Origin of the sequence: Gracilibacillus boraciitolerans JCM 21714 (assembly GCF_000521485.1) — a bacterium.
GTDB classification, from domain to species: domain Bacteria; phylum Bacillota; class Bacilli; order Bacillales; family Amphibacillaceae; genus Gracilibacillus; species Gracilibacillus boraciitolerans.
In genome coordinates this window covers 297,335-312,739 of sequence record NZ_BAVS01000001.1, presented here as the reverse complement: position 1 = coordinate 312,739, position 15,405 = coordinate 297,335, and the positions used below count along the sequence as shown (strand labels likewise).

The window sequence follows — 15,405 nt, the reverse complement described above, 5'->3', positions numbered from 1 at the left end:
AAATACTAACTTCGCAAAAAAGGACAATAAAAAGATAATTTTCGATATTATCTATTTGCATATCCTCTTGTATAGTTAATATATAAATCGCTTTCAATAAGGAGTGAAGGATTTGCAAAAATGTAACCTAGCTGTTGATATCGGAGCATCCAGTGGTCGAGTGATTGCAGGATATCTGGAGAATAACCGATTAATACTCGATGAAATACATCGTTTTGAAAACAAAATGGAAGAAAAGAATGGTCACCTGTGCTGGGACATTGATGGACTATTTCAGGAAATTAAGCATGGTATTCAAAAAAGTACAGAGAAATATCAACCGGAAACCATAGGAATCGATACATGGGCAGTAGATTTCGTTTTGCTTGATCAACAGAAAAATAGACTGACAGATGCTGTTGCCTATCGTGATCACCGAACAGAAAGGGTGATGGAGGAAGTCTTTCAAAAAATTGATCAAAAGGAAATCTATGCAGAAACCGGCATTCAATTTCAGCCGTTTAATACGATTTATCAATTTGTGGCGCTTCAAAAAGAACAGCCTGAACTCGTACAAAAGGCTGAATATTTTCTCATGATTCCTGATTATCTGCATTACCTTTTGACAGGGAAAATCACCAATGAATATACCAATGCGACAACAACGCAATTATTGCATGCGAAAACAATACAGTGGAAACATGATTTTCTCGAAAAGCTGAATATTCCTTTTCATATTTTTCAAGAACCTGTTAATCCAATGCAATCGATCGGTAAATTAACCGATGAGTTACAAAATGAATTAGGTGTAAATCTTGATGTTGTGCTTCCAGGGACACACGATACCGCTTCAGCAGTCATGGCAGTTCCTGCACAAGATACCATCTATATTAGTTCTGGAACATGGTCACTCATGGGTGTGGAGCACGTTCAGCCAATTAGTACAGCAAAAGCATTTGAATACAATTTCACGAACGAAGGTGGCGCTAATAAAAACATACGTTTTCTGAAGAATATAATGGGACTTTGGATAATTCAGGAAGTGAAGCGTGAGTGGGAAAATGAATATGACTTCCCGGATTTTGTTGATCTGGCTTATCAGGAACAGAACTTCTCTTCCACTGTTAACGTTAATGATAACCGTTTTCTCAGTCCTAAGAGCATGAAGCACGAGATACAGGCTTATTGTCAGGAAACCAATCAACAAGTGCCAGAGTCGGCAGGCGAATTCGCCAAATGTATTTTTGATAGCTTAGTAGCGAGCTACTTTCAAACAGCAAAAGAGATTGAAGAATTATCAGGTAAGCACTATCCATCTATCCATATTATTGGTGGAGGTAGTAAAAATAATTATATGAATGAGAAACTAGCAGCAGTGTCAGGAAAGGAAATTTATACAGGTCCAAGTGAGGCAACAGCAATTGGAAATCTGTTAGCACAAATGATTGCGTCCGGACAGATTGAATCATTAGAACAATCAAAGCAAATTATCAATCAATCCTTTGATATTCAAAAATTTTCATAATGAGGTGAAGAAGATGAGTGTAAAAGAAAACTTTGAAAATGCAAAAGCACAGTATGAAAAATGGGGGGGTGTGTCGGTAGAAGATGTCTTTCAAAAACTAAAACAAGTTCCAATTTCGATCCACTGTTGGCAAGGCGATGATATTGGTGGATTTGAAGAAACTGATCAGGAACTTTCAGGTGGAATCGAAGTAACCGGTAATTATCCTGGCAAGGCAACAACTCCAGAAGAGTTAAGAAGTGATTTAGAAAAAGCACTATCATTGATTCCTGGAAAGCATAAAATAAACTTACATGCTATCTATGCAGAAACCGATGGGAAATTTGTGGATCGTAATGAATTAGAACCGCAGCACTTTGAAAAATGGGTGAATTGGGCGAAAGAACATGGGTTAGGACTTGATTTTAACCCAACCTTATTTTCGCATCCAAAAGCAAAGGATGGATTTACTTTAGCACATCCAGATAAAGAAGTACGTGATTTCTGGATTCAGCATTGCATCCAGTCAAGAAAAATCGGAGCATATTTTGGAGAAGAGCTTGGCCAACCTGCCTTAACTAATATTTGGATTCCGGACGGGTATAAAGATATACCAAGTGATCGCTTAACACCACGAAAACGTTTAAAAGAATCTTTAGATGAAATTTTTGCTGCTGATGTCGATGAAACATTAAATGTTGATGCAGTAGAAAGTAAATTATTTGGTATCGGCTCTGAAGCTTATGTCGTAGGCTCTCATGAGTTTTATATGGGGTATGCTTTAAAAAATAATAAATTATGCTTATTAGATACAGGACACTATCATCCAACTGAAATGGTTTCTAACAAAATCTCTGCTATGCTTTTATTTAATGATCGCATTGCTCTGCATGTGTCACGTCCAGTTCGCTGGGATAGTGATCATGTGATTATTTTGGACGATGAATTACGTGAGATTGGACTGGAAATTGTACGTAATGACGCACTTGATAAAGTTATGATCGGATTAGACTTCTTTGATGCCAGCATTAACCGAGTCGCAGCATGGACAATTGGTACGAGAAACATGATTAAGTCATTGCTCTATGCATTGCTGATGCCAAATGATCATTTGAAAAAACTACAAGAAGAAGGTAATTTCACAGATCGCTTAGCATTATTAGAAGAGTTTAAAACCTATCCATTTGGAGCAATTTGGGACTATTATTGCGAACAGATGGGAGTTCCTGTTCAGGAAAAATGGCTGGATGAGGTAAAGGAATATGAAAGAAATGTATTATCTAAACGTAATAGCTAATAACATATAAAAATAAAAATATGTAAATACATTTGTTTATGTTGATTTATTTTTGTTTTATTGTATAATTAAAACAGAAACAACCAAATAAATAAAACTAAACAAATATTAAGAGGAGGAATTTCATTGGTTCAAAACAAATGGAATGATAGTCAAATTACAGAAAATGATGGATTAGAATCTTTGGTATACCGTTCAAATTTACTAGGAACTGATCGATCTGTCGTAAATATTGGTGGAGGAAATACCTCATCCAAAACAATGGAGAAAGATTTTAAAGGTGACAATATTGAAGTTATGTGGGTGAAGGGTAGTGGTTCTGATTTAGCTACGATGAAATCTCAAAACTTTACAGGTTTAAAATTAGATGATATACGTCCGCTTCTAGAACGTGATGATATGTCCGATGAAGATATGGTAGATTATTTATCACATTGTATGATTAGCGCAAAACATCCGCGTTCATCAATCGAAACACTTTTACACGCCTTTTTGCCTTTTAAACAAGTAGACCATACCCACCCGGATGCAATTATCAGTATTGCATGCGCGGATAATGGAAAAGAAATCGCAAAAGAGATTTATGGTGATCGTTTTGTATGGGTACCATATATCCGACCAGGTTTTAAACTGTCTAAAATGATTGCAGAAGGTGTTCAAAATAATCCCAATGCTGAATTAGTAATCATGGAAAAACACGGTCTGGTAACATGGGGAGAAACTTCTAAAGAAAGCTATAATAAGACGATAGAGATTATTAATGAAGCAGAAGACTATATTAATAATAAATCTGAAGGACAAGTTCTTTTCGGTGGAGCTAAGTATCAAGCATTATCATCAGACAAAAGAGAGAACATTTTAGCAGAAGTGTTACCAATTATTCGTGGACAAGTAAGCCAAGAGAAAAAGATGTTAACAACATATAATGATAATGATAGTGTACTAGAATTTGTGAATAGTAAAGATGCACAGTCCTTATCACAGGTTGGTGCAGCATGTCCCGATCATCTAGTACACACCAAACGTGTTCCACTTTTCATTGACTGGGATCCACAATCCGGTGATGTTGATGCACTTAAGGAAAAAGTAAAAGAAGGTATTTCTACTTATAAAGAAGAATATGTAGCATACTTTGAAAGAAATAAAAGTGATGGCGATCAGATTGTAGAAACAGCTCCAAGAATTATACTAATTCCAGGTTTAGGTATGGTGAATACAGGTAAAGACTGGAAATCAGCAAATGTCAGTGAACAGTTATATCATCGAGCAATTGCTGTAATGAGTGGTGCTACAGTTCTAGGAAACTTTATATCTTTAAATGAAGAAGAATCCTATTTAATTGAATATTGGCCATTAGAGCTTTATAAATTAAGCCTAGCTCCGCCAGAATCTGAATTTTCACGTCAAATTGCATTGGTAACAGGTGGTGCTGGTGGTATTGGTACAGCTACAACTTATCGCCTTTTAGATGATGGGGGGGCACATGTAGTAATTGCTGATATCAATAAAGAAGGTGCTGACGATTTAGCGAATCAAGTAAATGAAAAATATGGTGCGAATCGTGCTTTTGCTATAAAAATGGACGTTACTAAAGAAGACGAAGTTCGTGGAGCAATTCAGGAAGCGATCAAACAATATGGTGGTATTGATATTTTAGTTAACAACGCTGGTCTTGCCAGTTCAAGTCCATATGAAGAAACAACACTTGAACAGTGGAATCTGAACATCAATGTACTTGTAACAGGTTTCTTCCTTGTATCTCGTGAAATCTTTAAAGTTATGAAGGAACAAGCAATTGGTGGTAATATGGTATTCATTGGCTCCAAAAACTCCATTTATGCAGGTAAAAACGCTGCGGCATATAGCACAGCAAAAGCTGCAGAAGTTCATTTAGCTCGTACCGTTGCTGCGGATGGTGGGGGGGAATATGGTATTCGTGTAAATTCCGTTTTGCCTGATGCAGTTATTCGCGGTTCGAAAATCTGGGATTCTTCTTGGAAAAAAGAACGGGCAGCTGCTTACGGTATTGGAACAGATGAGTTAGAAGATCATTATCGCAAACGTACGATTCTAAATGTGAATATATTACCAGAGGATATTGCGGAATCAATTGCTTTTCTAGCATCTTCAAAATCAGCCAAAACAACTGGTTGTATGGTTACTGTAGATGGTGGGGGGGTAGCAGCAGCCTTTACACGATAGGAACAAAAGCGCAGAGCGCCGTTAAAAAACGTAGCGACTGGAGCGAATCAACTGAGATAAAGGAATCACGGTGAGTTTACGAACCGATGATGACTTATCGTAGGGCGATTCGTGAAGTTGCATAGTTTTTGGCGCTCGGAGCTGGACGTGGCTAAACAAAGTAATCCGAATAATCCACAGTAGAACATTTTATAATTTCCTAAGCAAGAACAAAAAATGGATAAACCTTTCAATCTGAAGGGTTTATCCATTCTACTATCTATAGAAAACATGATAAAATAAAAGAATAGTAGTGACGTGTTCCTAAAAGGGGGGGAGTAAACAAAAATGAAGGTATCATTTTTTATCACATGTATCGGGGGGGATATGTTTTATGTAAATGCAGGCAAAGCAGCGGTGGAATTGTTAGAACGTTTAGGTTGTGAAGTGGATTTCCCGAAGGCACAAACCTGCTGTGGTCAACCTGCATATAACAGTGGCTACCAAAAAGAGACAGTAGAAGTAGCGAAACATTTAATTGAAACATTTGAACATGCTGAGAAAGTAGTCGGTATTTCAGGGTCATGTGTTTACATGATTCATGAATATGTTCATTTATTTGAAGAAGGATCAGAGTGGCAAAGAAGAGCGATCGCTTTAAAAGAGAAAACGTATGAATTGACCCAATTTATTGTGGATGTGTTAGGTGTTGAAGATGTTGGTGCAGCATATCAAGGGGTTGCAACCTATCATTCATCCTGTCATATGACGCGCTTATTAGGTGTCAAAGAAGCGCCATTTCGTTTGTTAGGAAATGTAAAGGGATTGAAATTAATAGATTTACCAAATCGTCATGATTGTTGTGGATTTGGTGGTACATTCTCCGTTAAAATGAGTAATATTTCAGAACAAATGGTAGATGAGAAAGTAGAGCATATTGAAGAAACAAACGCGGAGATTTTAGTTGGTGCAGATGGCAGTTGTTTAATGAATATCGGGGGGCGTTTATCAAGAAACGGAAGCCCAGTAAAAGTGAAACATATTGCCGAAATTTTAAATAGCAGAGGTGATGTATAATGCCGATGCATATTGGAGATAAAGATTTTAAAAAAAGAGTAACCAAAGGGATTGAAGATGACTTTATGCGTGGTGCTGTTCGGTCTGCTCAAGGCAGATTGCAGGATAAACGCGCAACAGCGGCGGATGAATTAGGAGATTGGGAAGAATGGCGTACGCTCGGTTCAGAAATTCGTCGTCATACGATCGAACATCTTGATTATTATCTACACCAGTTAAGTGAAAAAGTAGCGGAATTAGGCGGTCATGTCTTTTTTGCCGAAACAGGCGCAGAAGCAAATGAATATATTCAAAAGGTAGCTAAAGAAAAAGATGCTAAAAAATCGCAAAATCCAAGTCAATGGTAACGGAAGAGATTTCCATGAATGAAGCGCTTGAAGAAATTGGTTGTGAAGTAATTGAAACAGACCTGGGTGAATACATTTTACAACTTGATGATCATGATCCACCATCGCATATTGTCGCACCAGCATTGCATAAAAATAAAGAACAAATAAGAGATGTATTTCATGAAAAATTAGGCTATTTAAAATCTGAAAAACCAGAGGAACTAGCACTATTTGCGCGTGAAAAATTAAGAGAAGAATTTCTTTCTGCTGATTTAGGTATTACCGGCTGTAATTTTGCTGTGGCAGAATCAGGTTCTTTTGCATTGGTTACTAATGAAGGAAATGCACGTATGGTTTCTGCTTTACCTAAAACGCAAATTACTGTGATGGGAATGGAGCGGATTGTCCCTGGTTGGGAAGAGTTAGATATTGTGGTAAGTTTACTAACTCGCGCGGCAGTTGGTCAAAAGTTAACAAGTTATATAACTGCTCTTTCAGGTCCTAAACAACTAGATGAAGCAGATGGACCGGAAGAATTTCATTTAGTAATTGTCGATAATGGTCGTTCAAAAATATTAGGCACGGAATTTCAGGAGGCATTACACTGTATACGATGTGCAGCATGTATTAATGTATGTCCTGTCTATCGTCATGTTGGCGGACACGCCTATGGATCGATATATCCAGGACCAATTGGCGCAGTGCTTTCACCGCTTTTATCTGATTATGATGAATACAAAGAATTACCATATGCTTCTTCCTTGTGTGGTGCATGTACAGAAGTTTGTCCAGTGAAAATTCCGTTACACGAACAGCTGATTATGCACAGACGTAAAATAGTTGAGGATGAGAAAAGATCCTCCTTATCTGAAAGAGTTACGATGCGTGGGTTTGAACAACTCATGAACTCGGCCAATCTCTATCGTGTAGCAACAAAGATGGCGCCCATTATGTCGACTCCATTCGCAAAAAAACAAATGATTACAAAAGGTCCAGGACCGCTAAGGCATTGGACACATGCACGGGATTTTCCAAAACCAGAAAATGAACGTTTTCGTGATTGGTTTAAAAATCGCGTGAAACGAGGTGAAGAAAATGCCAAAAGGTAATATTATCAATAGAGAAAGCTTTTTAACGAATATTAGAGAAAAGATTGGCGGCATCGCTGCTGATAAGCCTGTACAGAAACCATCTTGGTCAGTAAGTCCACAACGTAACGTATTAGCTGGTTATGACCGAGAACAATTGATTACGGTTTTAAAAGAACAATGTCAAAATATTCATACTGATTTTTTTCAGACAGATTTGTCGCAGTTAACCTCGACTATTGAGTCTGTTATGGAACAATATCAATCCAAAACAGTTGTCTATTCTGACGATAACAGATTTGATAAAGCGAACATTTCAAATTTTTTAGCACAAGTAGATTCATTTAAATGGGATCGACATGATCGTGATGCCTCTGTAGAATTTGCAGAGCGTGCAGATATTGGGATTACTTTTAGTGATATTACCTTGGCTGAATCTGGCACTGTTGTTTTGTTGAATGATAAAGGTCAAGGACGATCAGTCAGTTTATTACCAGCCAATTATATCGCAATTATACCAAAATCGACCATAGTCAAACGTATGACACAGGCTACAGATTACATTCATCAGCAGGTAGTAGCAGGCGAAGATATTGCCTCATGTATAAACTTTATTACTGGTCCAAGTAATAGTGCAGATATTGAAATGAATCTGGTAGTAGGCGTCCATGGTCCAATTAAAGCAGCATATATCGTGGTGAACGATTTATAAACACACCAAAAACACTTAAGGATTATATAGAATCCTTAAGTGTTTTTTACTGCTTAATAATCATAATATTGTGTTCATAAGCAGGATCGTTGGATTTATTGTTGATTCCTTGATAAGATGACAATAATAGTACTAGGAAGGGGGGGTATACAGATGAAGATTTATCAAAATATAACAGAACTAATTGGAAATACACCCATAGTAAAATTAAACAGAATCGTCCCAGAGGATGCTGCTGATATCTATGTTAAACTTGAGATGTTTAATCCTTCGAAAAGTGTGAAGGATCGTGCTGCATACAATATGATTGTTGAGGCTGAAAAAGCAGGTATATTAAATGATGATACTACTATTATCGAACCAACCAGTGGTAACACAGGAATTGGTTTAGCAATGACTGCAGCAGCCAAAGGCTATAAAGCCATTTTAGTTATGCCTGACAATATGACGAAAGAAAGAATCAATATTCTAAAAGCATATGGTGCCAAAGTGGTTTTAACTCCAAGTGATGAAAAAATGCCAGGAGCAATTAACAAAGCTAAGGAACTGGTAGAAGAAATTCCAAACAGCTATATGCCACAACAATTTGAAAATAAAGCGAATCCAGACATTCATCGCACAACAACGGCATTAGAAATATTAGAACAGATGGATTCACAAGTAGATGGTTTTGTAGCAACTTCTGGCACTGGTGGCACCATTACAGGCACTGGTGAAACATTAAGAGAAAAATTACCGAACATACACATAGCCGTGGTAGAACCTGCTGGCTCGCCGGTATTATCAGGTGGTAAACCTGGTAAGCATAAATTAGTAGGAACAAGTCCTGGATTTATCCCAGATATCTTAAATACCTCGGTGTATGATGAAATCATCCAAATTGGGGGGATGAGGATGCCGTGAACACATTTAAACGTCTGGCATCTGAAGAAGGAATTTTTGTTGGACCTTCAGCGGGAGCAGCTGTATTCGCATCGATACAAGTAGCTAAAAAGCTTGGTAAAGGTAAAAATGTCGTGTGCATTGCACCTGATACTGGTGAACGTTATTTAAGCATGCATTTATTTTAATTAAACAGAAAGAAGAAGTGCTCAAATCATTAGTATTTGAGCACTTCTTCTTTACTTAAGACTAAAACGGTCCAAAATATGGTCCTGGTCCATATGGTCCCGGACCTGGTCCTGGCGGGAATGGTGGACCATAAGGTGGATAGTTATAATAAGGTGGATATGGCGGATATGGATATGGTCCTGGAGGTCTGTCAATTAATTCTCCCCCCCCTAAAAACCCTAAGCCAAATCCTAATAAACCTGCACCTAGCGGGCCAAAGCCCAATGGTCCAAGAAAACGCTCCTGTGGATAGTGTGATTGTCTGAAATGTTGAGGTGCCATTGGTTGATAATGCATGATGAATTCTCCTTCCTGCATATAACTTTCATCACTTGATAATAGCCTATGCAGGGACATCCGCTTGGGATAGGGTATTCACCTAGAATTAGATGAAAAAATAATCTTTTATACTTAACTTCAGTCAAATGAAATCGATAATATGCTATAATATTAAATTGAAAACGTTTAAATCTATTACTTTAATGCCAAAAATTAATAAAAGGGGGGGCTTTCATTGTTCATTTTAGATAAATCTGAAGTAAGTTGGGAATCGGAAGCATTGCATCAAAGTTGTCCAAGTATTACTCCTTATTTATTGGCTGATCAACCAGATGCACCATTAGTTTTAGTAATACCTGGAGGTGGTTATCAGAATCGCGCCTATCACGAGGGAGAGCCTGTTGCGCTTTGGCTAAACAAGCATGGTTATCATAGTTGTGTGTTAAGATATACCGTTGCTTCGATCGAGGATCAAATATCCATTCATCAGGGACAAGATGCGATCCGAATGATTCGATCTAATTTACAGGAATGGGGGTTTACTGGAAAACATTAAGGTAGGAGTTCTTGGTTTTTCAGCTGGTGGTCATTTAGCAGCTACCATTAGTAATTATTTTATTGAGGAAGATCCTACAGTAAATGAGAAAAAAAATGAGAAAAATTTTCATTACTCATCCAGACCTGATTTTCAAATTTTATGTTATCCTGTAATCACCATGGAACAGCATACACATCAGGGAAGTAAACAGAATTTATTAGGTGAAAATCCCAGTCTGGAACTAATAGAGAAGTATTCTTGTGAAAGAATGGTGCATCAAGATACACCGCCCGCTTTTATTTGGACGACAGCTAATGATCAGGCAGTTCCAGCATTCAACAGTTTAAAATATGCTGAAGCACTGCAAGGAAATCATGTCCCATATGAAATACATATCTATCAAGATGGCCGGCATGGATTGGGTCTCGCTGAAGAGCATCCATATACCAATGCATGGAAGAATGCTTGCCTGCATTGGTTAAATGGCTATATCAATTAAGGAGAGGTAAGCAATGATCAAAGTGAAAATGTTAGTACAATCCACTTATAACAAAGAATTATTACGAGCTGGTAAAGTCTATGAAGTGAATGAGGAAACAGCAAAACGCTGGCAAGTAAGCAGAATTGCTGAAATTGTGCAGGAAGATTTGGATAAAAATTAAATGTCATCTAATAGCTTTCGTAATTTGATACGAAAGCTATCTCTCTGTTCCTCGCTAAATTTTTTTGGACCTTTTGTCCGTAATCCAGCCTTTCTTGCCTGTGCATTTATGTGTCGTTCTTCCAGCATTTGATCCATTTTTTCTTTTGTATAGCGAAAGCCCTTATGGTGCAGGACGATACAGTCTTTTTCTAAACATAAGGAGGCTAATCCATAATCTTGTGTGATTACAAGATCTTTCTTACCTGCCAACTGGACAATGCGATAATCTGCAGCATCTGCGCCATCATCCACATATTTGATGGAAACATGTTCTGGATACTCTTGCATCGAAAAATGATTATAATTTTTTACTAATGTCACATTTATATTCTTTTTGTTAGCTTCTGCGACGATAATGTCAACTACCGGACATGCATCCGCATCTACAAAATTTGCATCTGAATATCTCCTTTTCTAATAATATAAGGTATGATTAGTATAGCAAAAACATCCAATCTATAGTATGATTTTCTTAATATACAAAGAAAGTAAGGGACACAATATAATGAAAACTTATTTACAAAACCATCAGGAACAAATGCTGCAGTTGTTAGAAAAATTGGTTAATATCGATAGTGGATCACATGATAAAGCTGGTGTGGACCACGTCGGAACAGTTATGAAAACTTTATATCAGGAAATTGGTTTTGACATAAAGGAAGTTAAACAAGAAGAGTTTGGCAATCATCTAATTATACAAAAAAACATACAGATGAGACGAAACCTACTATTTTAATTCTGACACATATGGATACCGTATTTGAAAAAGGAACGGCTAAGGAAAGAGCCTTTCGAATTGATGGAAAGCGAGCATATGGCCCAGGTGTCATTGATATGAAAGCCAGTCTTGTTTCCGTTTATTTTGCTATGAAAGCTCTAATTGAAACCGGACAAAATTCAGCTTTCCAAGTAGAAATCCTGCTTACGAGTGACGAAGAGGTTGGTTCTCTTACTTCTCGGGAATTAATCGAAAGGTATGCAGAAGGAAAGAAATATGCTTTAGTTATGGAACCGGCACGTAAGAATGGAGCCATCGTTCTGCACGTAGAGGCAAAGGCCATTATACGGTTGAAGTAGTTGGAAAGGCTGCTCATTCTGGTATTGAGCCGGAAAAGGGCAGAAGCGCCATTGAAGAATTAGCACATAAAATCATTCAATTATATGAGATTACCGATGAAGAAGAAGGGATTCATGTTAACGTGGGTCTGATCGAAGGTGGGACTTCCGTCAATACGATTTCAGATCATGCAACAGCACAAGTCGATGTTCGCTTTCGTACACAAGATCAAGTTACTGAAATTAAAGAACAAATTGCCACGATTATCAAAAATATAGATGTAGATGGAACCAAGGTCAAGATAGAAGGCGATATTAATCGACCGCCAATGGAGAAAAACGAACAAACGGAGAAATTGTTACGTATTATCAAAAAAGTCGGAGATGAACTTGATATTTTTATTAAGGATACGGAAACCGGTGGTGGCTCAGATGCTTCCTTCACCTCAGCATTAGGAATTCCTACTGTTGATGGTCTCGGACCTGTTGGTGGACGAGCACACCGCGAGAGCGAATATTTAGACATAGAATCTTTAGTTCCGAGGACACTATTGCTTGCTTCTGTAATAGACGATTTGGCAAAAAGGAAAGACTAATTGTAATCATTCATTATTTTAAGTAATTAAAAACACAGATGCTATGAAAATCTGCGTGATTTTGTATTATTATGTTTAACATGCATTATAATTTTTCTGAATAAAGTGCAATTCGTGTTGTAACAATGCCATTTCATGTTCATTTAGTGGGACTAATGGAAGTCTGACATTTCCTACATCGATACCTGTCATCGCTAAAGCTGCTTTAACTGGGGGGGTTGGACTTGGCGCCATAAATAATGATTGCATAATAGGTAACAAATAGTGATGTAATTCCTGGGCACGATGATAATTACCATGTTGACAAGCTGCAATCATTTCATTCATTTCATTACCAATAATATGAGAGGAAACAGACACAATGCCTTTCGCACCAATGGCTACTGACGGAAGTGTCAGACTATCATCACCACAATATAAGGAGAAGCTTGAATCTGTTTCGCGAATAATTGTTGTCATTGCATCAAGATTACCACTAGCTTCTTTTACCGAAACGATATTATCGATGTTAGCTAAATCTATAATGGTTGACGGTTCGATATTTACACTTGTTCTACCAGGAATATTATAAATCATAACCGGTAAAGTTGTTGTTTCGGCAATCACACTGAAATGCTGAAATAATCCTTCTTGGCTTGGTTTATTATAGTAGGGAGCCACAAGCAAGATGGCATCCACCCCCCCAATTGTTTCTGCTTTTTTTGTTAGTTCTATTGATTCGCGTGTATTATTAGAGCCGGTTCCCGCTATTACAGGTACACGATGCTTTACTGTTTTAACCACAAATTTAAATAAAGAGAGTTTTTCTTCTTTTGATAAAGTAGGAGACTCACCTGTGGTTCCTGCCACAACCAATGCATCCGTTCCATTCTGTAGTAAATAATTTATTAAACGTTCTGTTTTTTCATAATTAATTTCTCCATTTACGTCAAATGGAGTTACCATTGCCGTAATTACACGTCCAAAGTTCATGATACAGCCACCTCTATTCATAGATTTAAAACAATTTAGACTTTCTATTGAATAGCAGGTATCTCATTACCATATAAAATTAAAAAGATGCAACAATGAGGGTATCATTGTTGCATCTTGGATTTAACATGGTTTAGATGCGTGAGATAGCCCTCCATATAGCACAACACTATATGACAGCCCGACATTTTTTCAATGATGGACCAGTGATAAAATCGAAGGTAATCTTTTATCACTTCGGCAAATTCCCCTTTCCATAAACATCACAGGTTCCTTCGACCTCTGAATATGTACTAATGGTTTTTGCACCTCTATTCTCACTTCAATTAAAATTGAAGCAAAATTATATGAAATTGTTTTATGTTGGTTTCTACTATAACAAAAAAAAGTTTTATATGCAAGGATATACTGAAAAAGAAAGCTGGAAGAATAATAGTTTTTAAATATTATTCTTGACAAACTGGGAAATTTTGATATGATAAGTTGGAATAAAATAATAAAGCGAGAAACCACTAGGGGTGTCTTCATAAAGACTGAGATTAAAGTATTACTTTAAGACCCTTAGAACCTGATCTGGTTTATACCAGCGTAGGGAAGTGGCAAGAAGTGATACTTTTATTTATAAGTATAACCACTATCTTTACGTCTGCGTATAGATAGTGGTTTTTTGCGTATTTAGGAGGAATTTTTTCATGAAATTTTCTACGTTAATCAGACAAGAAGCAGATCCAATTTGGCAAGCTAGCTTAGCACATCCATTTGTTCAAGGCATTGGGGGGGATGGAACCTTGCCGATTGAAAAATTCAAGTATTATGTGCTACAGGATTCATATTATCTATCCCACTTTGCACGTGTTCAATCTCTTGGAGCTGCTAAAGCAGAATCATTAGAAGTAACGAAGAGCATGGCAGCACATGCCCAGGGAACGTATGAAGCAGAACTATCCTTACATCGTACATTTACTGATATGCTTGGAATCACGAAGGAAGAGAAGCGTAAATTTAATCCGTCACCGACTGCATATGCATATACCTCACATATGTATCGTGCAGCATACCAAGGACATTTAGGAGATATAATTGCTGTCATCTTACCTTGTTATTGGGTTTATTATGAAGTCGGGAAACAATTAAAGCATTGTCATCCTGCTCATCCGGTGTATCAAAAATGGATAGAAGCATATGGAGAGGATTGGTTTAAAACACTTGTAGAAGAACAAATCAATCGACTAGACGAAATAGCAGAACAAGTCAACGACAAAGATAAAGATCGAATGAAAGAGCATTTTCTTATCAGTAGTCATTACGAGTTCATGTTCTGGGAAATGGCATACAGACAGGAAGATTGGTATTCACTTGCTACAATGGCGAAGGAGACGAAATAATGAAGAAAAAACTTACGTTAACTGATATTTTAGTCACCATTGTCATTGCGTTGATATTTAGTGTCATCTATAAAGTATGGGGTCCATTGTATAACATTTTGTCGGTATTTGGACTTCATGTGGACCAGTTAATTTATGGCATGTGGTTTATGGCAGCGACAATTGCTTTTCTGATTATTAGAAAACCAGGTGTAGCATTAATTGCAGAGCTTGCTGCCGCTCAAGGGGGGGAGTTTTTATTTGGTGGACAATGGGGGGGAATTTCCTTATTACTATATGGTTTCGTGCAAGGAATTGGATGTGAAGTCGTTTTCGCATTATTTAAGTATAAAAGCTATCACTTGTTTATAGCATGTTTAGCGGCAATAGGAGCGACAATTGGTTCTTTATTTCTAGACGTATTCTATGGTTATATTGATCAACTAGCACTTTGGAATTTAACCTTATTAATTGTAGCTCGTTTGATTGGTGCTATTGTCATTACAGGAGTTTTTGCCTTTTATATTGTGAAAGCTTTAGAAAAAACAGGAGTAACAAAAATAATCCGTCCGTTATCTGCCGACGATTATCAATCTTTAGAAGAAGAAATAAGGTGAGAA

15 protein-coding genes, 3 pseudogenes and 2 riboswitches are annotated in these 15,405 nt (G+C 37.2%); of the genes and pseudogenes, 15 read left to right on the top strand and 3 right to left on the bottom strand.

Going from position 1 to position 15,405, the window contains the following annotated elements; all coding sequences use genetic code 11:
• The first annotated feature begins 112 nt into the window (after nucleotides 1–112).
• The 7 genes and pseudogenes from rhaB to cysK all read left to right on the top strand — a co-directional run bounded on the left by rhaB (nucleotide 113) and on the right by cysK (nucleotide 9,237).
• On the top strand, nucleotides 113–1,504 hold the full coding sequence (rhaB, locus tag JCM21714_RS01665; RefSeq protein ID WP_035721211.1) for a rhamnulokinase: 1,392 nt from the start codon (nucleotides 113–115) through the stop codon (nucleotides 1,502–1,504).
• A gap of 13 nt (nucleotides 1,505–1,517) precedes the next feature.
• Nucleotides 1,518–2,780, top strand: a complete 1,263-nt coding sequence (gene rhaA, locus JCM21714_RS01660; RefSeq protein ID WP_035721209.1) for an L-rhamnose isomerase — start codon at nucleotides 1,518–1,520, stop codon at nucleotides 2,778–2,780.
• 126 nt (nucleotides 2,781–2,906) lie between these two features.
• Complete coding sequence (locus JCM21714_RS01655) at nucleotides 2,907–4,982, top strand: bifunctional rhamnulose-1-phosphate aldolase/short-chain dehydrogenase (protein WP_035721206.1); 2,076 nt, start codon at nucleotides 2,907–2,909, stop codon at nucleotides 4,980–4,982.
• A 327-nt stretch (nucleotides 4,983–5,309) separates the two neighbouring features.
• The gene (locus JCM21714_RS01650) at nucleotides 5,310–6,038 is read left to right on the top strand and encodes a (Fe-S)-binding protein (RefSeq protein ID WP_035721203.1); all 729 of its coding nucleotides are present in this window, start codon (nucleotides 5,310–5,312) and stop codon (nucleotides 6,036–6,038) included.
• Nucleotides 6,038–7,476: pseudogene (locus tag JCM21714_RS01645) on the top strand (LutB/LldF family L-lactate oxidation iron-sulfur protein). The gene JCM21714_RS01650 and the pseudogene JCM21714_RS01645 overlap by 1 nt, the downstream one beginning before the upstream one ends.
• Nucleotides 7,463–8,167, top strand: a complete 705-nt coding sequence (locus JCM21714_RS01640) for a LutC/YkgG family protein (RefSeq protein WP_035721200.1) — start codon at nucleotides 7,463–7,465, stop codon at nucleotides 8,165–8,167. The pseudogene JCM21714_RS01645 and the gene JCM21714_RS01640 overlap by 14 nt, the downstream one beginning before the upstream one ends.
• 153 nt (nucleotides 8,168–8,320) lie before the next feature.
• Nucleotides 8,321–9,237: pseudogene (cysK, locus tag JCM21714_RS01635) on the top strand (cysteine synthase A).
• A gap of 61 nt (nucleotides 9,238–9,298) precedes the next feature.
• Here the strand turns inward: cysK and JCM21714_RS01630 are convergent.
• Nucleotides 9,299–9,574 (bottom strand): hypothetical protein, encoded by a 276-nt coding sequence (locus tag JCM21714_RS01630; protein ID WP_035721198.1) that lies wholly within the window; start codon nucleotides 9,572–9,574, stop codon nucleotides 9,299–9,301.
• 217 nt (nucleotides 9,575–9,791) lie between these two features.
• Here JCM21714_RS01630 and JCM21714_RS20725 point away from each other — a divergent pair, with 217 nt between their 5' ends.
• From JCM21714_RS20725 to JCM21714_RS20350, 3 genes are read left to right on the top strand one after another with little or no spacing between them, the layout of a single operon-like run.
• A complete protein-coding gene (locus tag JCM21714_RS20725; RefSeq protein WP_235182536.1) occupies nucleotides 9,792–10,112 on the top strand; it encodes an alpha/beta hydrolase family protein in 321 nt (106 codons plus the stop codon).
• Complete coding sequence (locus JCM21714_RS20720) at nucleotides 10,078–10,593, top strand: alpha/beta hydrolase (RefSeq protein ID WP_369403416.1); 516 nt, start codon at nucleotides 10,078–10,080, stop codon at nucleotides 10,591–10,593. The genes JCM21714_RS20725 and JCM21714_RS20720 overlap by 35 nt, the downstream gene beginning before the upstream one ends.
• A gap of 13 nt (nucleotides 10,594–10,606) precedes the next feature.
• Nucleotides 10,607–10,756: a hypothetical protein gene (locus JCM21714_RS20350; RefSeq protein WP_162833694.1), complete on the top strand. Its 150-nt coding sequence runs from the start codon at nucleotides 10,607–10,609 to the stop codon at nucleotides 10,754–10,756.
• On the opposite strand, the pseudogene JCM21714_RS01620 reads toward JCM21714_RS20350, so the two are convergent.
• Nucleotides 10,753–11,187 (bottom strand): annotated as a pseudogene (locus JCM21714_RS01620) (YaiI/YqxD family protein); the annotation flags it as partial. The gene JCM21714_RS20350 and the pseudogene JCM21714_RS01620 sit on opposite strands and share 4 nt — an antisense overlap.
• Nucleotides 11,188–11,302: 115 nt before the next feature.
• Between JCM21714_RS01620 and JCM21714_RS23440 the strand changes: the two are divergent.
• From JCM21714_RS23440 to JCM21714_RS23430, 3 genes are read left to right on the top strand one after another with little or no spacing between them, the layout of a single operon-like run.
• Nucleotides 11,303–11,533, top strand: coding sequence for a hypothetical protein (locus tag JCM21714_RS23440; protein WP_369403381.1), 231 nt, complete (start codon nucleotides 11,303–11,305; stop codon nucleotides 11,531–11,533).
• An 11-nt stretch (nucleotides 11,534–11,544) separates the two neighbouring features.
• Nucleotides 11,545–11,874, top strand: coding sequence for a M20/M25/M40 family metallo-hydrolase (locus JCM21714_RS23435; RefSeq protein ID WP_369403380.1), 330 nt, complete (start codon nucleotides 11,545–11,547; stop codon nucleotides 11,872–11,874).
• A 23-nt stretch (nucleotides 11,875–11,897) separates the two neighbouring features.
• Entirely contained in the window at nucleotides 11,898–12,449 is a 552-nt protein-coding gene (locus JCM21714_RS23430; RefSeq protein ID WP_369403415.1) for a M20/M25/M40 family metallo-hydrolase, read from the top strand.
• Nucleotides 12,450–12,524: 75 nt separating this feature from the next.
• Here the strand turns inward: JCM21714_RS23430 and dapA are convergent, their stop codons facing one another.
• Entirely contained in the window at nucleotides 12,525–13,424 is a 900-nt protein-coding gene (gene dapA, locus JCM21714_RS01610) for a 4-hydroxy-tetrahydrodipicolinate synthase (RefSeq protein WP_035721817.1), read from the bottom strand.
• Nucleotides 13,425–13,560: 136 nt separating this feature from the next.
• A riboswitch (Lysine riboswitch) is annotated at nucleotides 13,561–13,743 on the bottom strand.
• A 182-nt stretch (nucleotides 13,744–13,925) separates the two neighbouring features.
• Nucleotides 13,926–14,033: riboswitch (TPP riboswitch) on the top strand.
• 80 nt (nucleotides 14,034–14,113) lie between these two features.
• Between dapA and tenA the strand changes: the two genes are divergently transcribed.
• Nucleotides 14,114–14,806 carry a thiaminase II gene (tenA, locus tag JCM21714_RS01605; RefSeq protein WP_035721195.1) on the top strand — a complete coding sequence of 231 codons (693 nt, stop codon included), beginning with the start codon at nucleotides 14,114–14,116 and terminating at the stop codon, nucleotides 14,804–14,806.
• Nucleotides 14,806–15,402, top strand: a complete 597-nt coding sequence (locus JCM21714_RS01600) for an ECF transporter S component (RefSeq protein WP_035721192.1) — start codon at nucleotides 14,806–14,808, stop codon at nucleotides 15,400–15,402. The genes tenA and JCM21714_RS01600 overlap by 1 nt, the downstream gene beginning before the upstream one ends.
• Nucleotides 15,403–15,405 lie beyond the last annotated feature (3 nt).

Bases quoted from the DNA above. Each gene is read 5' to 3' on its own strand.
- rhaA (WP_035721209.1), top strand. From the start codon at position 1,518: ATGAGTGTAAAAGAAAACTTTGAAAATGCAAAAGCACAGTATGAAAAA.
- JCM21714_RS01650 (WP_035721203.1), top strand. From the start codon at position 5,310: ATGAAGGTATCATTTTTTATCACATGTATCGGGGGGGATATGTTTTAT.
- JCM21714_RS01640 (WP_035721200.1), top strand. From the start codon at position 7,463: ATGCCAAAAGGTAATATTATCAATAGAGAAAGCTTTTTAACGAATATT.
- JCM21714_RS01630 (WP_035721198.1), bottom strand. From the start codon at position 9,574: ATGCATTATCAACCAATGGCACCTCAACATTTCAGACAATCACACTAT.
- JCM21714_RS20350 (WP_162833694.1), top strand. From the start codon at position 10,607: ATGATCAAAGTGAAAATGTTAGTACAATCCACTTATAACAAAGAATTA.
- JCM21714_RS23440 (WP_369403381.1), top strand. From the start codon at position 11,303: ATGAAAACTTATTTACAAAACCATCAGGAACAAATGCTGCAGTTGTTA.
- JCM21714_RS23435 (WP_369403380.1), top strand. From the start codon at position 11,545: ATGGATACCGTATTTGAAAAAGGAACGGCTAAGGAAAGAGCCTTTCGA.
- tenA (WP_035721195.1), top strand. From the start codon at position 14,114: ATGAAATTTTCTACGTTAATCAGACAAGAAGCAGATCCAATTTGGCAA.
- JCM21714_RS01600 (WP_035721192.1), top strand. From the start codon at position 14,806: ATGAAGAAAAAACTTACGTTAACTGATATTTTAGTCACCATTGTCATT.